This is a genomic window from Pseudomonas fakonensis, assembly GCF_019139895.1.
GTDB lineage: Bacteria > Pseudomonadota > Gammaproteobacteria > Pseudomonadales > Pseudomonadaceae > Aquipseudomonas > Aquipseudomonas fakonensis.
Window position 1 is genome coordinate 2,448,886 of the sequence record NZ_CP077076.1, and the last position, 19,584, is coordinate 2,468,469.

Sequence of the window (19,584 nt, forward strand, 5' to 3'; positions counted from 1 at the left end):
CCCGCTCTCACAAGGTATGTGGGAGCGGGCTTGCCCCGCGATCGGCATGGTGTGTGATCAGTGGCGGTGGCGGCGCTTCTTGTGCTTGCTGCCGTCGTTGTCACCCATGTGGTTGCCCAGCGCACCACCGGCCGCACCGCCCAGGCCTGCGCCGATGGTCGAGCCGGTGGAGCCGCCCATCTTGCCGCCGAGGTAGGAGCCGCCTGCCGAACCCAGGCCGCCGCCAATGGCCGCCTCGGCGCGGTTGCCCTTGCGCGCGCCTACGGCGCTGCCGGCCGCGCCACCCAGGCCTGCGCCGATCACGCCGCCAGTGCTGCCGCCGAGCTGTTTGCCGACCACGTTGCCCAGGGCACCGCCCAGGCCACCGCCGATGGCCGCGGTGCCGTCACCGGCAAAAGCCCCCTGGCACAGCAGCAGGCCGAGGGCGAGGGAGGGCAGAGTCAGACGCATGTTGTGAACCTCAGAGCAATCAATAGGGAAGTTGCCGCGTTACCGGCGGCCAGTCAGGGATTGGGAAGACGCTTCAGCGGTAGTAGCGGTCACGGTACTGGCGGTTGTCATCATCACGGTCGCGGTCGTGGCGCTGGTGATGGCGGTGATCGCCGTCGCGCCAGCCACGGTCGTCGTCGTGGTAATGGTGGTGGTAGCAGCCGCCGAGCGACAGCAGGGTAGCGACCAGCGACAGGCTGGCAATACGCGAAATCATGAGATAGGTCCTTGATCAGCAAGGGTTTACCGGACACACCCTGAGACCAGGCCGGTTCGATTTGGTTCTTCGCTGCGCAAAATTTTTGCACCGCAAAAAGCCTCGGCCAGGTGAATAGCGGGGTATTTGGATGGGGCGTGGAAGCGGGTTTGCCCCGCGATGACGCCTCAGCGCCGGTAGTAGCCGTGGTGGTAGTAGGGGTGGCTCCAGCCGTGCCAGCCATGGTCGTGGTGATAGGGGTAGTAGACACAGCCACCCAGGCTCAGCAGGGCGGCGACCAGCGAAACGCAAAACACGCGCCTGATCATGATGGGGTCCTTGAACGGTAAGGGATTACCGGACACTTCATCAGACCAGGCGGGTTCGATCTGGTTCTTCACAGGGCCAGGTTTCGCCGCCCAGGCGATGGGCGGCGTGGCGCGGGTTTCAGCTGGCGGGGTGGATGGCCAACACCACGCCATTGGTGATCTGCACCAGCACGTAGTGCTCGCCCATGCGCACCCAGTGGCTTTCCTTCTCAGGCTCGGGCAGGCCCTTGGCCTGCCAGTCGTGCACGGCCTGATCGTCGCGCTTGTACTGGTCGGGTGCCTTGTCGCCGACCTTGAGTTCGCGGTTGTGGGTTTCAGGGGCCTGGATGCTTTCTTCGGCGGACTGGGCAGCGGTTGCCGCCATGGGCAGGGCGTTGGCGAGCAGCAGGGCACAGAGCAGGGGGCGAAGGTTCATGGTGGCTCCTTTGGTTTTCAAGGCTGTCCTGTTCTGCGACAGCGGCCCGGGCCTGACAATTCACTCTGTTGCGCCGGGGTGCTAGAGTCGCTTTCTTTTTTACCCCGAGGATGGAACATGCGAGCGATTCTGCCGATGACCGTGGCGCTGCTGTTGGTAGGCTGTGCGTCGTCGACCATGGAGGCGGCCCGCAACGGCGCGCCCACCGCGCGCCTGGACTCGCACAAGACCCCGGACGTGGTCGCCCAGTGCATCCAGTTCAGTTGGCAGGAAGAGAAGGCCTTTGGCGTGGATGCCAGTGGCTACCTGGAGGCGCGCAAGGCGGGTGGTTTTACCGTGTATACCCGTGAGGCCGAGTCGTTCGTGGATGTGTACGCCCAAGCCGGCGGCACGCGGGTTGACTACTACGCGCAGAAGCAAGACTTGACCGCCCAGCGCCGCCGAGGGGCTGCGGCGACCTGCTTGTAATCGACCCGCGCACGCGCTGTACCTGTAGGAGCCGGCTTGCCGGCGATGAGGCGATAACAGGCGACACAAGACAAAGGCACGGAGGCCGCCATGAATACTCGCTCGCAGCAACTCAACCGCGCCAGCTGGGACGAACGCGCCCCGCTGCACGCCGCCTCCAAGGACTACGAGGTGGAAACTTTCGTCAGCCAGCCCGGCCACTTGTCCGAGGTGGTGCGCTTCGACCTGCCGCGCCTGGGTGCCATTCACGGCCTGCGCACGCTACACCTGCAATGCCATATCGGCACCGACACCCTGTCGCTGGCCCGCCTGGGCGCCGAGGTCTGCGGCCTGGACTTTTCCGCAGCGTCCCTGGCCCAGGCGCGCCGGCTGGCCGAGTGCTGCGCCACGCCCATCGAATATGTTGAGGCGGATGTCTATCAAGCGCATCAGGTACTGCCGGCCGGCAGCTTCGATCTGGTCTACACCGGCATCGGCGCGCTGTGCTGGCTGCCCGATATCCAGCGCTGGGCGCACACCGTGGCAGCATTGCTCAAGCCCGGCGGGCGGCTGTTTCTGCGTGACGGCCACCCGATGCTGATGGCGGTCAACGCAGACCACCCCGACTGCTTGCAGCTGGATTACCCGTATTTCGAGTGCGAGGCGCCGACGGTGTGGCACAGCGACCAGACTTACGTCGACACCGAGCAGGCGTTGATCCAGACCGAAACCCACGAGTGGAACCACGGCCTGGGCGAGGTGATCAGTGCGCTGCTGGCCAGCGGCCTGCGCCTGACTGCACTGGAGGAGCACCAGAGCATCCCCTGGGAGGCGCTGCCGGGCCAGATGCACAAAGGCGCCGACAGTGAGTGGCGCCTGGTGGATGCGCCCTGGCGCCTGCCGCTCAGTTACACGCTGCAGGCGGTCAAGGGCTGAGGCTCAGGACAGAAAGCCGCCGTCCACATTGAGCGCAGTGCCGGTGGTGTAGCTGGACGCATCGCTGGCCAGGTACAGCACGGCGCCGGCCATCTCTTCGGGGGCGGCCACGCGCTTGAGCGGAATCTGCTGCAGCGCGGTGTTGAGGATGGCATCGTTCTTCACCAGCGCCGAGGCGAACTTGGTGTCGGTCAGGCCCGGCAGCAGGGCGTTGCAGCGAATGCCGAACTGCGCGCACTCCTTGGCGAACACCTTGGTCATGTTGATTACCGCAGCCTTGGTCACCGAATAGATGCCCTGGAACAGCCCCGGGGAGACGCCATTGATCGACGCCACGTTGATGATGCTGCCACCGCCGTGCTCGCGCATCAGCTTGCCGGCCTCCACCGACATGAAGAAGTAGCCGCGGATGTTCACGTCGACGGTCTTCTGGAAGGCCCCCAGGTCGGTGTCCAGCACATTGCAGAATTGCGGGTTGGTGGCGGCGTTGTTGACCAGGATGTCGAGGCGGCCGAACTGCTCGCGAATGCCGGCGAACACCTGCTGGATCTGCTCCATCTCGCCGATGTGGCAGGCGACCGGGGTGGCCTTGCCGCCCGCGGCGATGATGGCCTCGGCCACTTGCTGGCAGCCTTCGAGCTTGCGGCTGGAGACGATCACATGGGCACCTTGCTGGGCCAGCAGGTGGGCGATGGCCTCGCCGATGCCGCGGCTGGCGCCGGAAACGAAAGCGACTTTGCCGTCGAGGTCGAACAGGTGGGTCTTGGACATGCCGGTTTTCCTTGTTGTGGGCGTTGCCGGGGTTACAGGGCGGACTTGCCGATCAGTTGCAGGCTCATCTGCTCCAGCAGGCGGTTCATGTGGATGAACTGGGCGAAGCGTTTATCCTGGGTCTGGCCGTGGAAGAAGCGGTAGTAGATCTGCTGGACGATGCCGGCCAGGCGGAACAGGCCGTAGCAGTAGTAGAAATCGAAGTTGTCGATGCGAATGCCTGCGCGTTCGGCGTAATGTTCGACGAACTGCTGGCGGGTGAGCATGCCGGGGGCGTTGCTGGGCTGGCGGCGCATCAGTTGCACCGGGGCCGGGTCGCCGGCCTCGATCCAGTAGGCCAGGCTGTTGCCCAGGTCCATCAGCGGGTCGCCGATGGTGGCCATCTCCCAGTCCAGCACGCCGATGATGCGCATGGGGTTGGCGCTGTCGAGGATGACGTTGTCGAAGCGGTAGTCGTTGTGCACGATGCCGGGGCGCGGGTGGTCGGCGGGCATCTTTTCGCGCAGCCAGACGATCACCTGTTCCCAGCGTGGCGCGTCCGGGGTCAGGGCTTTTTCATAGCGCCCGGCCCAACCCTCTATTTGCCGTTGTACGTAACCTTCGGGCTTGCCCAGGTCGGCCAGGCCGCAGGCGGTATAGTCCACCTGGTGCAGCTCGACCATGCGCTCGATGAAGCTCTTGCACAGCGCCTCGGTGCGCTGGGCGTCGAGGTCCAGTTCGGCGGGGATGTCCGAGCGCAGGATGATGCCCTTGACCCGCTCCATCACGTAGAACTCGCTGCCGATCAGGCTTTCGTCAGTGCAGTGGGCATAGGCTTTGGGGCAGTAGGGGAAGCCTGCGTTGAGCTGGTTGAGGATGCGAAACTCGCGGCCCATGTCGTGGGCCGACTTGGCCTTTTGCCCGAACGGTGGGCGGCGCAGCACGAACTCGCGGTCCGGGTAGGCTACCAGGTAGGTGAGGTTCGACGCACCGCCCGGGAACTGGCTGATGGTGGCCGTGCCGGCAAGGCCTGGGATGTGGCTTTTGAGATAAGGGTCGATGACGCCGGCATCGAGTTCTTCGCCGGGGCGTACCTGAGTGGACTGGTCGGTGAGCGTCATGCGATTTCCTTATGATCTGTAGCAAGGACTATTGGCTAATCTAATTTCCTGCTGTTGCTGGTACAAGCGTGCCAATGGCTTATTGGCCGGGGTGTTGCCGGTGAATCAATGGCTTTGATGCTGCCCTGTAGGAGCGGCCTTGTGTCGCGATGGGCTGCGAAGCGGCCCCAGGATCTCAGCTTCATGCAAGGCCCGCGGGGCTGCTCTGCAGCCCATCGCGACACAAGGCCGCTCCTACAGGCACTGACCTTCCTCCGGAGCAAAAAAAACCGAAGCACTCAAGGCTTCGGTTTTTTGCATTGCAATCAGCAGCGCCGATCAGGAGGGGAACAGTTCGCTGAGCTTCATCGACAGCATCATGTCGCCTTCGACGCGCAGCTTGCCGCCCATGAAGGCCTGCATGCCGTCGGTCTCGCCGCTGACGATGCCTTTGAGGGTTTCGCTGTCCATCACCAGGGTGCAGTTGGCATCGGGGTTTTCGCCTTCCTGCAGGTCGCAGGTGCCGTCCTTGACGATCAGCGCGTATTGCTTGCCTTCGTCGGTGATGTTGAAGCCGAACACCAGGTCCAGGCCGGCGGCAGCGGCTGGGTTGAACTTCTCTTGCATCTTCTTCACGGCATCAGCTACGGAGGTCATGGCGCATTCCTTATAGAGTGATATTCGCGTCCCACAGGGACAAAACAGGCCGGGCTCATCGATAGGTGATGAGCTCCGGCGCCCTCAACAGCTGCACATGGGCTTGATTGTTGAAGGAAGCCAGGGCCACGTCGCGGCCACGGAACTTCAAGTGGCTGAGCGACGTGTTGATGATCTGCCAGTTCAGGGCGAAGGCCTGGGCCGGCGTAATTGCGGTGGTGAGGTGGAGCAGGGCGGCGATGGTGCCACCGGAGGTGAACAGGGCGATGTCGTCGCCGCTGGCGGCACTTGCCAGCAGGCGTTGCAGGCCGGCGCCAACCCGGCCGGTGAAGGCTTGCCAGGTTTCCAGGTGGGCGTCGTCGGCATGCTCGCCGGCGTGCCAGCGCTGCACCATCAGTGCGAACAGGCGTTGGAACTCGCTGCGGTGCTGGGCGCCGTTGCGCAAAATATGCAGGGCCTCGGGCTCGTCCGGCAGCAGGCCGGGCAGCAGGGCACGGATCACGCCGTCGGCGTCGAACTCGTTGAACGCCGGGTCGGTCTCTATGGCAGGTACGTCGACGCCTTGCTCGTTCATGGCATGCAGCGCCAGGCGGGCGGTATCCTGCTGGCGACGCAGGGTGCCGGCCAGGCAACGGTCGAAACGCAGGCCAACCCGGGCCAGGTGTTCACCCAGTGCCACGCTCTGGCGTTCGCCTACGGGCGACAGCACGTCGTAGTTGTCGGCACCGAAGGAGGCTTGGCCATGTCGGATCAGGTAGAGGTTGCCCACGGTAAGGTCCGGCCCGGTTGGAGTTGCTGCGAGGGTAGGATGCCCCAGGCAGGCTGTCAACGAAAAAACATACAAGCGTTTGAAAAGCTTGTTTGAACTGTGTTGCTGGCGTTTTCCCTGGCTGGCAGAGGGGTTTGCGCATCGGTATGCTTGGCTACGTTTCGCGCCCGAAGGGCGCTGGTCTATCAAGGAGTCAATGTGGAGTTTCTTGCCGAATACGCAAGCTTTCTCGCCAAAACCGCCACCCTGGTGATCGCCATCCTGGTGGTGCTGTCGGCCATCGCCGGCCTTCGTGGCAACCGCCGGCGCAAACCGGGCGGGCAGTTGCAGGTCACCCGGCTGAACGAGTTCTATAAAGAGCTGCGCGAGCGCCTGGAGTCGGGCCTGTTCGACAAGGCTGAGCTCAAGGCCCTGCGCAAGCAGCAGGCAAAGGCAGAAAAGCAGAAGAAAAAGCCCGAAGAGAAGGGCCGGGTGTTCGTGCTCGACTTCGATGGCGACATCAAGGCCTCGGCCACCGAAAGCCTGCGTAACGAAATCACCGCACTGCTCACCCTCGCCACCCCCCGCGACGAAGTGGTACTGCGCCTCGAAAGCGGCGGTGGCCTGGTGCACAGCTACGGCCTGGCCGCCTCGCAGCTGGCGCGCGTTCGCGAAGCCGGCATTCCGCTGACCATCTGCATCGACAAGGTCGCGGCCAGCGGCGGCTACATGATGGCCTGCATCGGCGAGAAAATCGTCAGCGCGCCGTTCGCCGTGCTCGGTTCCATCGGCGTGGTGGCGCAGATACCCAACGTCAACCGCCTGCTGAAAAAGCACGACATCGACTTTGAGGTGATCACTGCCGGTGAGCACAAGCGCACCCTGACCGTGTTCGGCGAAAACACCGAAAAGGGCCGGGAGAAGTTTCAGGAAGACCTGGACATCACCCACCAGCTGTTCAAGGACTTCGTCGCCCGCTACCGCCCGCAGTTGCATATCGACGAGGTGGCCACTGGCGAAGTGTGGCTGGGGGTTGCCGCACTCAACCGCCAACTGGTGGACGAACTGGGCACCAGCGACGAGTACCTGAGCCGCCGCGCCCGCGACGCGAGCCTGTTCCACCTGCGCTACGCCGAACGCAAGAGCCTGCAGGAGCGTATTGGCGTCGCTGCCAGCGGCGCGGTGGAGAACACCCTGGTAGGTTTGTGGAGCAAACTCGGGCGGTTGCGCTAACACCTTGAACCCCTTGAAGATTTTTTTCTTGAAGGGGGTTGCAAGGTGCATCGAATGCCGACATAATGGCGTCCATCGAAACGCAGCTAGCTTGAAAAAGCCCAGCGGTTTCAAGGAGATAGCGAAAGCTGACTCCGAACTTTGAGGCCGAGTAGCAAAGTGGTTATGCTCCGGATTGCAAATCCGTCTACGCCGGTTCGATTCCGACCTCGGCCTCCACTATTCGAAAGCCCCGCAGATTAACGTCTGCGGGGTTTTTCTTTGCGCGCTGAAAACCCAATCGTCAACCAATACGCATTCAAAGTGCCGACACTCCCAGCAAACGTCGCCTTACCTCCAGCGCTATGGCACCGTAGCCTTTCCCTGTACCTCGCTTTGACAGCGAGAGATCCTGCTCGGCAGAAACATCCTCCCACTGCTCCACCGCTAAAAGCGTGTGGTGCGTGATGTCGGTATCGAGTTCGAAGTCGATGAATCGCTCATTCTGCGTCAGCAGCCGCCCGGCCAGTCGTGCCATACCGGGGAAGTCGACGTCCAGAGTCAGAACAATGCTGCCTGACCAGCACACGCCCTGGCTTTCTGCGTACTGGGCCAGGCAGGCGGGAATACCTTGTTCGCGCCAGGCTTTGGCGGAAGACGTGATGAAATGTGCAGTGAGCGCATTCTGCTCCTGCACATTCAACTGGCGCTTCTTCAATAGCCTGTTGATATCCATGGCATCCCCCCTTGGCCGGGGTTGACGTCATCTGCCCGGCCCACACGCCCCGTCAAAACCGCTGCGCCTCTACGGCATGACGATCTTGTACTCGGCAAGCTTGGCCTGCTGCTTTTCACCCACGAACTTTTTGTTGGCCATCTTCGAGAACCGGGTGAAATCGGCCTTGGCGTCTTCCTGGTTACCCAGGTGGTCATAGGCAACGCCGCGGGCATAGAAGGCCCAGGCATAGTCCGGCTGGCGCTGCAGGCCGGTACTGAAGGCTTCTGCCGCTTCCCGGTACTGCCCAAGGTCGGTTAGCGCCAGCCCCAGGTGATAGTAGGTCGGCATGTGGAAGCCAGTGCCCTTGCCGGCTTCGCCCAACCCGTTGTCGAGGTTGTGTTGCACCAGTTCCAGGGCTTTTTGCGGGTTGCCGGCGTCGCGGTACATGGCGCTCAAGTCCAGGTAGGCCCGCGGTTCAGGTGTACCGAACTGCATGGACTTTTCCTGGGCGGCCACGGCCTCGGGGTAGCGCTCGAGCTGGCTGTAGGCGTCGGCCTGCACCAGATGGATCACCCGTTCCAGCTTGGCGGGCAGGGTGTTCTTCTGCAGGCACAGATCGCCTTCCTGCAGCACCAGGGCGTAATCGGCGGCTTTGGATGCCTTGAGCTGATTGGAGCAGTGGGCCAGGTTGGCTCTTTGTGGGTTCTGCATGCCTGCACATCCGGCAAGGATGACTGAGCAGGCGATCAGCGTGGGCCAGCGAGCATTCATCAGAGGCATCCTTGTCAGTCGAGCAGATGGGCATTGAGGTCTGGGCGGTAGACCTGCAGCAGAGGCGCGGTCACGGTGCCTTGAAGCGAACAGAACACGGTAGTGTGCCCTGCCAGCGGTGGGGTGCTGTCGCCGGCGTCGACCATCAGCACGCGGTCGACGAAACCGAACGGCGTAGCGACGCCGGGGCCGGTCAGGCCCTCGGTGCGCCATTGCCCGATCGGGTCACCGACGCGACGAATTTCGGCGCGGGTGGTGGTCTTGCCCTGGCTGACGAAACGTTGCGAGTCAATGATCAGCGGCTTGAGCTTGGCGGCTACCTCTTGCGGCGCGCCATCAGCCACGAACCCCCAAAACAGGAAGTTGCCGACATCCTTGATGGTCTGAGCCTGGTTGTAGTAACCGATCAACGGCACGCCGTTGACGACCAGCGGCTTCTCGAAGTGCTGGTAGGTGCCGCCTTCCTGCAGCGGGCTCATGATCGTCGGTGCCTTGACCGGGCCATAGTCGCTCAGGCGCAAGGTGCCTGCGGGCAGGCGCGCATCGCGCAGGCTCTGGAAGAACTGCGCATCGCAGCGGGAGAATTCGGTCAGCAACTGTTCGGGTGTGCTGACGGTGCGGGCCGGGGCTGCGCAGGTGGCACCTGCGGCAAGCAACGCCACACCGGCAAGAAGGGAGCGGAACATGTGAATCATCCGTGAAGGGGGAGCAAGGTTTTCGGCAGAAATGTCGAAAGCTTTATAGGGGGAGGCTGTGCTGGTGTAACGGCTGGCGCCGTCAGGCGTGCCCAAGCTGCAGGCAAAAGAAAACCCGCCAACAGGGAGCTGGCGGGTTGAACAGAACGTATCGAAGCCAGGCCAGTCTGCCTTCGCTGATGTCAGAATTTCGTGAAAGCTCCTGGCCCCGGCCCCTCAATAACCGTTACTGAATTTTTCATCGATCTTGCGTTTCTCGATGGTGTACTGCTGCGCCGTGATGGCTTCGCCCAGCAGTTGTCCGTCCAGTTCGTCCATCTTGCTTTTCTTCAGGCGTGAGACGTGCGCGCGGCTGGCCTGGTAATTGAGCGATTCTGCAGCGTTGTAGCCGCTGACCGGGTCCCACAGGATCGAGATGGGCCACAGCAGCAGGTTGACCACGCCATACCCGTACGCCCGGCCATAGAACGAGCCGCCACCCGGCAGCAGGCCAAAGGCAGCGGCGCCACCGGGGCTCTTCTCTTCGACGGCCATGTTCTGCGCGCGGTAGTAGCCCAGCTCCTGCTCTTGTACGGAGTTCAACCCGGTGGCGCACCCGGTGGTCAGGGCGATCAGGCAGGCGGCAAACAGGTGGCGCATCAGGGGCATTGTAATTCCTTGGTTTTTCAATGGTTTGTCCCGCGCTCCGGGGCGGGCGGCGGCATCCTACAGCAAATGATGGCTAAGTGCCTCACTGTTATTGTCGGCAAATGTGCAGCGGCAGTGGCCACGCCCGCAGGCGTGGCCGCATCGCGTTACTGGTGGCTCAGCTCAAGCTGGCTGATCACACACACGGACCCCTCATCAGCCGGTGTGGTCTCGCTGTAATCCACCTGGTTGTACACCCCGCCATGGAAGTTGAACGTTCGTGCATTCCAACTGGCGGTCATTTGCAGCGGGCCGGAGCCGGCCGTGCGGCCGTTGCAGGTGGCGGTCACCGTGGCGACGCCTGCAGAGGTGGTCTCGATGGTGATGTCGAACGGCGTGCCCAGCGGCACTTCAGCCAGCACGTTGGCGCTGAGCGGGGTCACCTGGTTGAAGTCCTGGCGAAAGCCCAGGGTGATCTTGCCGTTGTTCCAGAACACCTTGATCACCGGGCTGTCGTCGTCCTTCACGTGCATCTGTGAAATCACCACTTTTTTCGCGGCGTTGACCTTTTCCAGCACCATACGCTGGTGGTTGCGGTGGCGGGCGGCGCTGCCCAGCGCCCAGTACACGGCCTCCTTCCATTCGCAGCGGGTGCGGTGGGTGCTCTTGCTCGAGGCGCCCTTGGTCGGGGCGCTCAGGCGCACCGAGCCGTCGCTCAGGCGGCTTACCACATTGCTGAGGGTGGCCAGCGCCTGGGCGCCGGTGACTTCCAGGGCCACCGGGTTGGTCGGCGATTTCGGCAGCGGGGTGGTGATGATGAGGTTGTCGATATTCACAGCCATTTCGCTTTCTCCTTGAAGAAAAAACAGGTCCTGCACCTGTGCGATCCAAACAAGCGGGAGCAAAGTTCAAGGCAATGGATGAGGGGCAAAAAAAAGCCCGCCAGGGGAGGGCGGGCAAAGGACGTATTGAAGGGAGAGCCTCAAGGCTGCGCCTTGTCGGTTAAGTGAGGGTTAACGCCGCTGGCCATTGACCGGCGGCGCACATGGGCCTATACAGGCACGCCTGTAGAAGCGGAGCCTGTGATGCACGACGAAGACGACCTGCACGAACCCGAGCACGATCACCTGCTCGACCCTGAGTTCCATGATGGCTATGACCCCGAAGCCGACGCCTACGGTGCGCTGGACGAGGTCGAGGAAGATGAAGAACTGCAGGATGATTTCGACGACGAAGACGACGAGCACCCGGCCTGGCACGACGACTGCGACGATTGACGCCGCAGTCGCCCATCCTGCGTCAGCCTTTGTCGAGGGAGAAACGCCCAGGCCCGGAAACGGCCAGGGCCAGTAGCCCGCCGATAATGCTGAGATTTTTCAGAAACTGGGTCATGTTGGCGCTGCGCTCGGGGTCGACCATGTTCCAGAACGGGTGGCCGATCAACGCGGTGCCCAGCACGAACAGGGCGAACAGCAGCGCCAGTGGCCGGGTGTAGAAACCCAGGATCAGCAAGATGCCGACCACGAACTCCATGATCACCGCCACTGCGGCGGCCAGGGTCGGCATGGGCGCGCCGAGGGAGGTCATGTAGCCGACCGTGCCCTCGAAGCCGGTCAGCTTGCCCCAGCCGGCAAGCACGAACAAAATCATCAGCAGAACGCGGGCGAGCAGCAGGACGATGTCGCGTTGCCCTTCGAGCAGTGCATGGCGCATGGTGGCGCTCCGGTGGACGGTGACACTGTCCACTCTAGCAGCTGGGTGGCGGATTTCCGGCGGGTACGAAAAAGGCGCCGCATGGGCGCCTTCAACGACAATAATTTGGTGCGAGTGGCGGGACTCGAACCCGCAAGGCTCACGCCGACAGATTTTAAGTCTGCTGTGTATACCAATTCCACCACACTCGCACGTTTGACCGCCCAGGCTTCGATAACAGAAGGCCTTGGCAACCAAGCGCGCTTTATAACCTATTGATATACAAGCGTCAATCAGCCAGCAGCATCAGGGTGTGATGGTGCTGGCCAGCTCGCGCATGTTGCCGGCCGAGTCGCGCAGCCCCTGGGCGTGTTCATCGAGCACCGGGGCGTCGGCTTTGTGGATGGAGTGGCGCAGGTAGCGGGCGTGCCCATCGAGGGCTTCGGACAACAGGTCGAGGTCACTGGCGGTGCGCAGCAGGTCGTTCTGCAACCCTTGCATGCGGGGGGGCGATGGCATGGAACATCCTTGTGGTGGGCGGTGCCGGCCCACTATAGGGAAATTGCAAGCAGGCGACCATGCCCTGGGCTGTCAATAGTCACGGTGCCGGCAGCACTTTATGACTACGCTCAATATGTCCTTTTGCGGTGCTTGTGGAGCTCCCATGGTTTCAGCGGACCGCCCCGCCCACTCCGTCATGCCTGAAGCGCGCTATGAACAATTGGTTCAGGCCGTGGTGGACTACGCCATCTACATGCTCGACCCCACTGGTCACGTGGTGTCGTGGAACGCCGGTGCCCAGCGCATCAAGGGTTACCACGCCGACGAGGTGATCGGCCGGCACTTTGCGCTGTTTTTTACCGAGCAGGATTGCGCTGACGGCCGGCCTGCCCGGCTGTTGCGCCAGGCGCTGGAGCAGGGCGTAGCCCAGGATGAAGGCTGGCGGGTGCGCAAGGATGGCACGCAGTTCTGGGCTTTGGCGGCACTGGATGTGATTCGCGACGAGCACGGCCAGGTGATCGGCCTGGCCAAGGTCACCCGCGATATCACCGACCGGCGCGAGTCGGCGTTGCAGCTCGATGCCATGCGCGCGCAACTGTTTCAGGCGCAAAAGCTCGAGGCACTGGGGCAACTGACCGGGGGCCTTGCCCATGACTTCAACAACCTGCTGACCATCATTCTCAGCTCGGCCCGGCTGGCGGTTACCAGCCAGGACCCGGCACGTACCCGGCGCCTGCTCGATCATATCCTCGATGCCGGCCAGCGCGGTACCGAGCTGACCCAGCAACTGCTCAGCTTTGCCCGCCACCGGCAACTGACCGAGGCGCGCATCGCTCCGGCGGCAGTGGTCGAGTCCACCCGCAGCCTGCTGGAGCATGCCTTGCCCCGCGATATCGAGCTGCTTGAAAGCGTCCAGCCAGGCCTGCCGATGATCGAGGTCGACGCCGGGCAACTGCAGATGGTGCTGCTCAACCTGATGTTCAACGCCCGTGATGCCATCCCCGAGCAGGGGCAGATCCGCCTGCTGGTGGAGCAGGTGCAACTGGGCGGCGAAGTGGAAGGTTTGCATGGCGATTTCGTGCGTTTTGCCGTGCATGACAACGGCCAGGGCATCGACCCGCTGGTGCTGCCGCGGATCTTCGAGCCCTTTTTCACCACCAAGGCCTTCGGTAAAGGCACCGGCCTGGGCCTGAGCCAGGTGTACGGCTTCGCCAAGCAGAGCAACGGTGCCATCTGCGTCAGCAGCCAGCCGGGGCAGGGCACCTGCATGAGCCTCTACCTGCCGGCTTGCCTCGATGCCAACCCGACTGACGGATAATTTGCCATGGTTGAACAACTCAAGCGCCTGCGCACCGGCATTCAGGGGCTCGATGCGCTGCTCAAGGGCGGCCTGGTGGTGGGGGCGTCCTATATCGTCCAGGGCCACCCGGGCTCGGGCAAGACCATCCTCGCCAACCAGCTGGCCTGCAACCACGCGCGCGAAGGCGGGCGGGTGCTGGTGGCGACCTTGCTCAGCGAGTCCCACGAGCGTTTGTTCCAGTACTTGTCGACCTTGAGTTTTTTCGACCGCCAGCAGGTGGGCGATACCATCCAGTTCGTCAGTGCTTTCGACACGCTCGAACAGGACGGCTTGGAAGCGGTGGTGCGCCTGTTGCGCCAGGAGATCGCCCGGCATCAGGCCTCATTATTGATCGTCGACGGTTTGCTCAACGCCCGTACCCGCGCTACCACCAGCCTGGACACCAAGAAGTTCGTGTCCGAATTGCAGGGCCACGCAGCCTTTGCCGGTTGCACGGTGATGCTGCTCACCAGTGCCCGGCTGGAGGAGGGCAGCCCGGAGCACACCATGGTAGACGGGGTGGTCGAGCTCAGCGAACACCTGGTCGGCAACACCGCCGTACGCCATGTGCAGTTGCGCAAGACCCGTGGCAGTGCTGCCCTGTCGGGTCGCCACGAATGTCTGATCGGCGAAGACGGCCTGCAGGTGTTTCCACGCCTGGAGTCGCTGTACAGCCACCCCAGCCAACCCGGCGGGCAGACCCTCGACAAGGTGGGTACCGGTGTGCCCGACCTGGACCGCATGCTCGGTGGCGGCCTGGCCCAAGGCTCGGTCAGCCTGCTGATGGGGCCTTCTGGGGTCGGCAAGACCGCACTGGGCATCGCTTTTCTGGCAGCTTCCAGTCGGGAGTCCCCAGGGCTGCATTTTGGCTTCTACGAAACCCCGGCGCGGCTGCGACTGAAGGCGCAGGCCCTGGGGTTGGGCCTGGGTGAGCTGGAGCGCAGCGGCGCCGTACAATTGTGCTGGCAGCCCACTACCGAAGGCTTGCTCGACCAGGTGGGCGCGCGCTTGCTGGAGCAGGTGCAGGCGTCGGGAGCCAAGCGCGTGGTCATCGACAGCTTGGGCGCCTTTGGCCGGCTGGCGCTGGACCCGCCCCGCCTGAATGCGTTTTTCCGCGCCTTGGCCGGCGAGTTGCGGGCGCGGGATGTGACCGTGCTGCTGACCTGGGAAATGCGCGATATTTTCGGCGCCGAGATCACCGCGCCGGCGCCGGACCTGTCGAGTATCGTCGATAACCTGGTTCTGCTGCGCCTGGCCGAGCTCGAAGCACGCCTGCATCGGGTGCTGTCAATCGTCAAGGTACGCGACAGCGACCACGATCCGTCACTGCAGGCACTTTACCTGGGCGCCCAGGGCATAACCCTCAGGCCCGCCTTTGAGGGCGCCGCCGGGGTGCTCAGCGGGACGGCGGTCCCCCAGGGGGATCGCTGACGGGGCAGGGCCATGAACACCATCCTGATCGTCGATGACGAATACCTGATTGCCGACATCCTCGGCTTTGCCCTGGAGGATGAAGGTTATCTGGTGGAAAAGGCCAGCAACGGGCGCAAGGCGCTGGATGCCCTGCAGGAAAAGCATGTGGACCTGGTGATCACCGACTACATGATGCCGGTGCTCAATGGTGAGGAACTGGCGCGGGCAATACGTGACGCGCCGCAGCTCGAGCATCTGCCGGTGATTCTCATGAGTGGCGCACAGGCGAACCAGGCGAGCCCCGGGCTGTTCGCCGCCGCGTTCGACAAGCCGTTCGACATGGACAGGATGATCGCCAAGGTGCGCGAATTGCTGGGCACCTGAGGTTCAGGAGGCTCCCCGCGTGGGCGGGCATTCGATCAGTCGCGTCCGTGCGGCTCGATGCGTTGGCTGTCAGTTTACTGGTCGTGCTTTTCCGGTGCCGGGCTGCCCGCCTGGATACGCTTGAAAATCTCTTCACGATGCACCTGGACATCTTTCGGCGCATCGATACCGATCCTCACTTGCATCCCCTTGACGCCCAGAATGGTGACCTTGATGTCATCGTTGATGACGATGCTTTCGCCAACCTTGCGGGTGAGTATCAGCATGTAGTTCTCCTTGGTGATATAGAAACCGCGAGGCCTTTGCCCTGCGGTGGGAGCCTGTCCCTCTTCCTTCTCATTAAAGACGCTTTCGGCGGTTAGTAATTCCCCGGCAGACAAATTCTGTTGCGTGTCTTCTTTTGCAGGTGCCGATGAAAGTCGTGGTGATTCATCGGCGAAGGTGCTCGGTGGCAAGGATAGGGGGAATGGCCGGATATGGGAAATTTCCTTGCGTGATGGGGTAAATAGTTGGTTTCAATCAACGTTACGGCGCCAGTGTTTGTAAGAATCGAAGCAGTGCCACTTCGTCGACCTCCAGGCCCTTGCGTCGACGGACGCGCGGCAGCAGGCCCAGGCGCCCGAGGTGGTAGTGCTCCAGCACGGCGGGGTGGATGTAGCAGCGCCGGCACACGGCCGGTGTATTGCCCAGCCGCGCGGCCACCTGGCGCACGATTGCCGCGGCCTGGCGCCGGGCCTCGCTGTCCGGCTCCCAGGCCAGTGGCCGTAGCAGGCTCAGTGCCAGGCTGCTGCCGGCCCAGGTGCGGTAGTCCTTGGCGGTGAAATCGGCACCGGTCAGTTGTTGGAGGAACTGGTTGACCTCGGTGGAGCCGATGCTGTGGCGCTGGCCGTCGGCATCCAGGTACTGGAACAGCGCCTGGCCGGGCAGCTCCATGCAGCGCTTGAGCAGCGCCGCCAGGCGCCGGTCGCGCAGGGTGACGTCGTGTTCCACACCGCGCTTGCCGCGGAACTGGAAGCGGATGGTACTGCCCTGCACCTTGACGTGGCGGTTGTTCAGGGTGGTCAGGCCGTATGAGCGGTTGTCGCGCAGGTAGCGGCGGTTGCCGATGCGGATCAGCGTGCTGTCGAGCAGGCTGATCACCAGCGCCATGACTTTTTCCCGGTCCAGCCCCGGGCGGGCCAGGTGTACCTCCAGTTGCCTGCGCAGGCCCGGCAGCGCTTGGGCGAAGGCCAACATGCGCCCGTACTTGTGGCCATCGCGCAGTTCGCGCCACTGCGCATGGTAGCGGTACTGCTTGCGCCCGCGGGCATCGCGGCCGGTGGCCTGCAGGTGGCCTTGCGGGTCAGCGCAGATCCACACCTCGGTGTAGGCCGGCGGGATCACCAGCGCGGCGATGCGCGCCAGGGTATCGGCGTCGCGGATGCGCGCGCCTTCGGTATCGAAATAGTGAAAACGGTCACGCCAGCGGCGGCGGCTGAGGCCGGGCTGGGTGTCGTCGACATAATGCAGGCTGGCAGGCAGCGGGCAGTCGCTCATCGGCGCAGTCCATCAAGTGGCTCTGCTCAATGGACAACGCCTGCTGCCCGGTTGCTCAGCCCAGCAGCGCCACCGACTTGATCTGCGCCCACAGCGCCTGGCCAGGCCGTACCCCGAGCTGCTCTGCCGAATAGCGGGTAATGCGCGCCAGCAGCGCACTGCCGCTGGCCTCCAGGCTCACCAGTACGTGGGCCGGGTTGTCGGCGGCGCGGCATTCGCGCACCCGCACAGGCAGGCGGTTGAGGATGCTCGAGGCGCTGTCGGCGGCCAGCGCCAGGCTTACGTCACGGGCCTGCACCTTGAGCCGCAGGGTACTGCCCACGTGCAGATCGGGGTGGGCGATGCGCAGCAACGGGCCTTCACCACCGGGCAGGCGCAGCTCGAACAGCCCGTAATGCGGGTCGTGCCCGATCACCACGCCTTCGAGCACTACACCTGCGTCCTCGCCTTGGGCCAGCGACAAGTCCAGGCGCGCCAGGGTCTGGCTGATCGGGCCGCTGGCCACGGCCTTGCCGTGCTCCAGCAGCACCAGGTGGTCGGCCAGTCGCGCCACTTCATCCTGTGAGTGGCTGACGTACACCAGCGGGATGTCCAGCTCGTCGTGCAGGCGCTCCAGGTACGGCAGGATTTCGCGCTTGCGCGCGCTGTCCAGCGCAGCCAACGGCTCGTCCATCAGCAGCAGCCGCGGGCTGCTGAGCAAGGCCCGGGCGATGCCCACCCGCTGTGCTTCACCGCCGGACAAGGTGGCCGGCTTGCGTTCGAGCAGGTGGCCGATGCCCAGCAGCTGGCAGGCCTGGTCCTGGCTGATCTTGCGTTCGTTGGGCGCAATGCGCCGCCAGCCGAACTCCAGGTTGCCGCGCACCGACAGGTGCGGGAACAGGCTGGCTTCCTGGAACACATAGCCCACCGGGCGCTTGTGCGGGGCGATGAACAGGCCGTTGGCGCTGTCCTCCCAGACTTCGCCGTTGACCTCGATGTAGGCGCTGGCTGCGCGCTCAAGCCCGGCCAGGCAGCGCAGGCAGGAGGTCTTGCCGGAGCCGGAGTGGCCGAACAGCGCGCTTATGCCGCGCCCGGGCAACTGCAGGTCGACGTCCAGGGTGAAGTCGTCGCGCGCCAGTTTCAGCCGCGCTTGTATCGATGCACTCATCTCAGCTCCAGCCAGCCTTGCCACGGCGGCCAGCGTAAAGCATCAGCAGCACCAGGAAGGAGAACACCAGCATCGCCCCGGCCAGCCAATGGGCCTGGGCGTATTCCATGGCCTCGACGTGATCGAAGATCTGTACCGAGACCACGCGTGTCTTGTCGGGGATGTTGCCACCGATCATCAGCACCACGCCGAACTCGCCCACGGTGTGGGCAAAACCGAGGATGCTGGCGGTGATGAAACCGGGCCGGGCCAGCGGTAGCACCACATGGACGAAGGTGTCCCTGGGGCTTGCGCGCAAGGTGGCCGCCACCTCCAGCGGCCGCTGGCCGATGGCACCGAAGGCGTTTTGCAGTGGCTGCACCACGAAGGGCATGGAGTACACCACCGAGCCGATCACCAGCCCCGTGAAGCTGAACACCACCGTGCCCAGGCCCAGCGCCTGCAGCCCCTGGCCGATCCAGCCATGGGGCCCCAGGGCCAGCAGCAGGTAAAAGCCGATCACCGTCGGTGGCAGCACCAGGGGCAGGGCTACCACCGCACCGATCGGCCCGCGCAGCCAGGAGCGGGTACGCGCCAACCACCAGGCGATGGGCGTGCCCACCACCAGCAGGATGGCGGTGGTAAGGCTGGCCAGTTTGATGGTCAGCCAGACCGCACCCAGGTCACTGGCATCCAGCGGCATCAGATTTCATAACCGTACGACTTGATCACCGCAGCGGCTTTCGGGCCTTTGAGGTATTCGACCAGGGCTTTTGCTGCTGGGTTGTCCTTGCCCTTGTTGAGGATGACGGCGTCCTGGCGGATCGGGTCGTGCAGGCTGGACGGTACGATCCACGCCGAACCTTCGCTGACCTTGCCGTCCTTGTAGATCTGCGACAGGGCGACGAAGCCCAGTTCGGCATTGCCGGTGGAGACAAACTGGAAGGCCTGGGTGATGTTCTGCCCTTCGACGATCTTGGCCTTGGTGGCCTCGGTCAGCTTCAGCTTGTCCAGCACCTGGGTGGCGGCCAGGCCGTAGGGGGCAGCTTTCGGGTTGGCGATGGACAGGTGCTTGAATTCGTTCTTCTTCAGCACGTCACCCTTGGCGTCAACGTAGCCAGGCTTGGCCGACCACAGGGCCAGGGTGCCGATGGCGTAGGTGAAGCGCGAACCTGCAACGATCTCTTTTTCCTGCTCAAGCTTGGCCGGGGTGGTGTCGTCGGCAGCCAGGAACACTTCGAACGGCGCGCCGTTCTTGATCTGTGCGTAGAACTGGCCGGTGGCGCCATAGGCGGCGACCAGCTTGTGGCCGGTATCCTTCTCGAAGTCCTTGGCGATGGCCTGGATGGGCGCGGTGAAGTTGGCTGCTACTGCGACCTGTACTTCATCGGCCCAGGCGCTGTTGAGGGAGATCAGGCTGGCCAGAGCAGTGGCGGCCAGGTGGGGCAGGCGAATACGCATGAAGCAGGCTCCTTGGGGCGGTTATCGTTATGTATCTGAATA

27 protein-coding genes and 2 tRNA genes are annotated in these 19,584 nt (G+C 63.6%); 8 read left to right on the plus strand and 21 right to left on the minus strand.

The annotated features are described in order from the left end of the window. Positions 1-57: 57 nt before the first annotated feature. The 4 genes from KSS94_RS11070 to KSS94_RS11085 all read right to left on the minus strand — a co-directional run bounded on the left by KSS94_RS11070 (position 58) and on the right by KSS94_RS11085 (position 1,429). Entirely contained in the window at positions 58-450 is a 393-nt protein-coding gene (locus KSS94_RS11070) for a glycine zipper domain-containing protein (RefSeq protein WP_217843014.1), read from the minus strand. A 73-nt stretch (positions 451-523) separates the two neighbouring features. Beyond that, complete coding sequence (locus KSS94_RS11075) at positions 524-706, minus strand: hypothetical protein (RefSeq protein ID WP_217843015.1); 183 nt, start codon at positions 704-706, stop codon at positions 524-526. A 167-nt stretch (positions 707-873) separates the two neighbouring features. Next, on the minus strand, positions 874-1,014 hold the full coding sequence (locus tag KSS94_RS11080; protein WP_217843016.1) for a hypothetical protein: 141 nt from the start codon (positions 1,012-1,014) through the stop codon (positions 874-876). A gap of 118 nt (positions 1,015-1,132) precedes the next feature. Continuing rightward, entirely contained in the window at positions 1,133-1,429 is a 297-nt protein-coding gene (locus tag KSS94_RS11085) for an RcnB family protein (protein ID WP_217843017.1), read from the minus strand. 117 nt (positions 1,430-1,546) lie between these two features. Here KSS94_RS11085 and KSS94_RS11090 point away from each other — a divergent pair, with 117 nt between their 5' ends. Next, positions 1,547-1,897 (plus strand): hypothetical protein, encoded by a 351-nt coding sequence (locus KSS94_RS11090; RefSeq protein ID WP_217843018.1) that lies wholly within the window; start codon positions 1,547-1,549, stop codon positions 1,895-1,897. A 90-nt stretch (positions 1,898-1,987) separates the two neighbouring features. After that, entirely contained in the window at positions 1,988-2,812 is an 825-nt protein-coding gene (locus KSS94_RS11095) for a class I SAM-dependent methyltransferase (RefSeq protein WP_217843019.1), read from the plus strand. 3 nt (positions 2,813-2,815) lie between these two features. Here the strand turns inward: KSS94_RS11095 and KSS94_RS11100 are convergent, their stop codons facing one another. The 4 genes from KSS94_RS11100 to KSS94_RS11115 all read right to left on the minus strand — a co-directional run bounded on the left by KSS94_RS11100 (position 2,816) and on the right by KSS94_RS11115 (position 6,088). Continuing rightward, entirely contained in the window at positions 2,816-3,583 is a 768-nt protein-coding gene (locus tag KSS94_RS11100; RefSeq protein WP_217843020.1) for an SDR family oxidoreductase, read from the minus strand. A gap of 32 nt (positions 3,584-3,615) precedes the next feature. Continuing rightward, a complete protein-coding gene (locus KSS94_RS11105; protein ID WP_217843021.1) occupies positions 3,616-4,683 on the minus strand; it encodes a phosphotransferase family protein in 1,068 nt (355 codons plus the stop codon). 318 nt (positions 4,684-5,001) lie between these two features. Beyond that, positions 5,002-5,319 (minus strand): SCP2 sterol-binding domain-containing protein, encoded by a 318-nt coding sequence (locus tag KSS94_RS11110; RefSeq protein ID WP_217843022.1) that lies wholly within the window; start codon positions 5,317-5,319, stop codon positions 5,002-5,004. 55 nt (positions 5,320-5,374) lie between these two features. Next, positions 5,375-6,088, minus strand: coding sequence for a histidine phosphatase family protein (locus KSS94_RS11115; protein WP_217843023.1), 714 nt, complete (start codon positions 6,086-6,088; stop codon positions 5,375-5,377). A gap of 198 nt (positions 6,089-6,286) precedes the next feature. Here KSS94_RS11115 and sohB point away from each other — a divergent pair, with 198 nt between their 5' ends. Further along, the gene (gene sohB / locus KSS94_RS11120; RefSeq protein ID WP_217843024.1) at positions 6,287-7,300 is read left to right on the plus strand and encodes a protease SohB; all 1,014 of its coding nucleotides are present in this window, start codon (positions 6,287-6,289) and stop codon (positions 7,298-7,300) included. Between the two features lie 145 nt (positions 7,301-7,445). Next, positions 7,446-7,519, plus strand: a tRNA-Cys gene (locus KSS94_RS11125). Positions 7,520-7,598: 79 nt separating this feature from the next. Here the strand turns inward: KSS94_RS11125 and KSS94_RS11130 are convergent. The 5 genes from KSS94_RS11130 to KSS94_RS11150 all read right to left on the minus strand — a co-directional run bounded on the left by KSS94_RS11130 (position 7,599) and on the right by KSS94_RS11150 (position 10,932). Beyond that, complete coding sequence (locus KSS94_RS11130) at positions 7,599-8,015, minus strand: hypothetical protein (RefSeq protein ID WP_217843025.1); 417 nt, start codon at positions 8,013-8,015, stop codon at positions 7,599-7,601. A gap of 69 nt (positions 8,016-8,084) precedes the next feature. Beyond that, entirely contained in the window at positions 8,085-8,708 is a 624-nt protein-coding gene (locus KSS94_RS11135) for a tetratricopeptide repeat protein (RefSeq protein ID WP_225935865.1), read from the minus strand. 74 nt (positions 8,709-8,782) lie between these two features. Then, entirely contained in the window at positions 8,783-9,454 is a 672-nt protein-coding gene (locus tag KSS94_RS11140) for a hypothetical protein (protein WP_225935866.1), read from the minus strand. Positions 9,455-9,679: 225 nt separating this feature from the next. Beyond that, positions 9,680-10,111, minus strand: a complete 432-nt coding sequence (locus KSS94_RS11145) for a hypothetical protein (RefSeq protein WP_217843028.1) — start codon at positions 10,109-10,111, stop codon at positions 9,680-9,682. Between the two features lie 146 nt (positions 10,112-10,257). After that, positions 10,258-10,932, minus strand: a complete 675-nt coding sequence (locus KSS94_RS11150) for a polysaccharide lyase family 7 protein (RefSeq protein ID WP_217843029.1) — start codon at positions 10,930-10,932, stop codon at positions 10,258-10,260. A 243-nt stretch (positions 10,933-11,175) separates the two neighbouring features. Here KSS94_RS11150 and KSS94_RS11155 point away from each other — a divergent pair, with 243 nt between their 5' ends. Further along, on the plus strand, positions 11,176-11,367 hold the full coding sequence (locus KSS94_RS11155) for a hypothetical protein (RefSeq protein WP_217843030.1): 192 nt from the start codon (positions 11,176-11,178) through the stop codon (positions 11,365-11,367). 22 nt (positions 11,368-11,389) lie between these two features. Here the strand turns inward: KSS94_RS11155 and KSS94_RS11160 are convergent, their stop codons facing one another. The 3 genes from KSS94_RS11160 to KSS94_RS11170 form a co-directional block, all read right to left on the minus strand. Beyond that, positions 11,390-11,803, minus strand: coding sequence for a DoxX family protein (locus KSS94_RS11160; RefSeq protein ID WP_217843031.1), 414 nt, complete (start codon positions 11,801-11,803; stop codon positions 11,390-11,392). A gap of 106 nt (positions 11,804-11,909) precedes the next feature. Continuing rightward, a tRNA-Leu gene (locus tag KSS94_RS11165) sits at positions 11,910-11,994 on the minus strand. 94 nt (positions 11,995-12,088) lie between these two features. After that, positions 12,089-12,301 carry a hypothetical protein gene (locus KSS94_RS11170; protein ID WP_217843032.1) on the minus strand — a complete coding sequence of 71 codons (213 nt, stop codon included), beginning with the start codon at positions 12,299-12,301 and terminating at the stop codon, positions 12,089-12,091. Between the two features lie 145 nt (positions 12,302-12,446). On the opposite strand from KSS94_RS11170, the gene KSS94_RS11175 reads away from it, so the two are divergent. Genes KSS94_RS11175 through KSS94_RS11185 form a run of 3 tightly spaced genes read left to right on the plus strand, consistent with a single transcriptional unit; the run spans position 12,447 to position 15,419 of the window. Beyond that, a complete protein-coding gene (locus KSS94_RS11175; protein ID WP_217843033.1) occupies positions 12,447-13,601 on the plus strand; it encodes a two-component system sensor histidine kinase NtrB in 1,155 nt (384 codons plus the stop codon). Positions 13,602-13,607: 6 nt separating this feature from the next. After that, on the plus strand, positions 13,608-15,053 hold the full coding sequence (locus tag KSS94_RS11180; protein ID WP_217843034.1) for an ATPase domain-containing protein: 1,446 nt from the start codon (positions 13,608-13,610) through the stop codon (positions 15,051-15,053). A gap of 12 nt (positions 15,054-15,065) precedes the next feature. Then, positions 15,066-15,419: a response regulator gene (locus tag KSS94_RS11185; RefSeq protein ID WP_217843035.1), complete on the plus strand. Its 354-nt coding sequence runs from the start codon at positions 15,066-15,068 to the stop codon at positions 15,417-15,419. A 74-nt stretch (positions 15,420-15,493) separates the two neighbouring features. Here the strand turns inward: KSS94_RS11185 and csrA are convergent, their stop codons facing one another. The 5 genes from csrA to modA all read right to left on the minus strand — a co-directional run bounded on the left by csrA (position 15,494) and on the right by modA (position 19,542). Then, positions 15,494-15,685, minus strand: coding sequence for a carbon storage regulator CsrA (csrA, locus tag KSS94_RS11190; RefSeq protein WP_217843036.1), 192 nt, complete (start codon positions 15,683-15,685; stop codon positions 15,494-15,496). A gap of 259 nt (positions 15,686-15,944) precedes the next feature. Further along, positions 15,945-16,955, minus strand: a complete 1,011-nt coding sequence (locus tag KSS94_RS11195; RefSeq protein WP_217843037.1) for a DNA topoisomerase IB — start codon at positions 16,953-16,955, stop codon at positions 15,945-15,947. 55 nt (positions 16,956-17,010) lie between these two features. Further along, on the minus strand, positions 17,011-18,102 hold the full coding sequence (gene modC / locus KSS94_RS11200; RefSeq protein ID WP_217843038.1) for a molybdenum ABC transporter ATP-binding protein: 1,092 nt from the start codon (positions 18,100-18,102) through the stop codon (positions 17,011-17,013). Position 18,103: 1 nt separating this feature from the next. Continuing rightward, on the minus strand, positions 18,104-18,784 hold the full coding sequence (modB, locus tag KSS94_RS11205) for a molybdate ABC transporter permease subunit (protein ID WP_217843039.1): 681 nt from the start codon (positions 18,782-18,784) through the stop codon (positions 18,104-18,106). Then, on the minus strand, positions 18,784-19,542 hold the full coding sequence (modA, locus tag KSS94_RS11210; protein ID WP_217843040.1) for a molybdate ABC transporter substrate-binding protein: 759 nt from the start codon (positions 19,540-19,542) through the stop codon (positions 18,784-18,786). The genes modB and modA overlap by 1 nt, the downstream gene beginning before the upstream one ends. Positions 19,543-19,584: the final 42 nt, after the last annotated feature.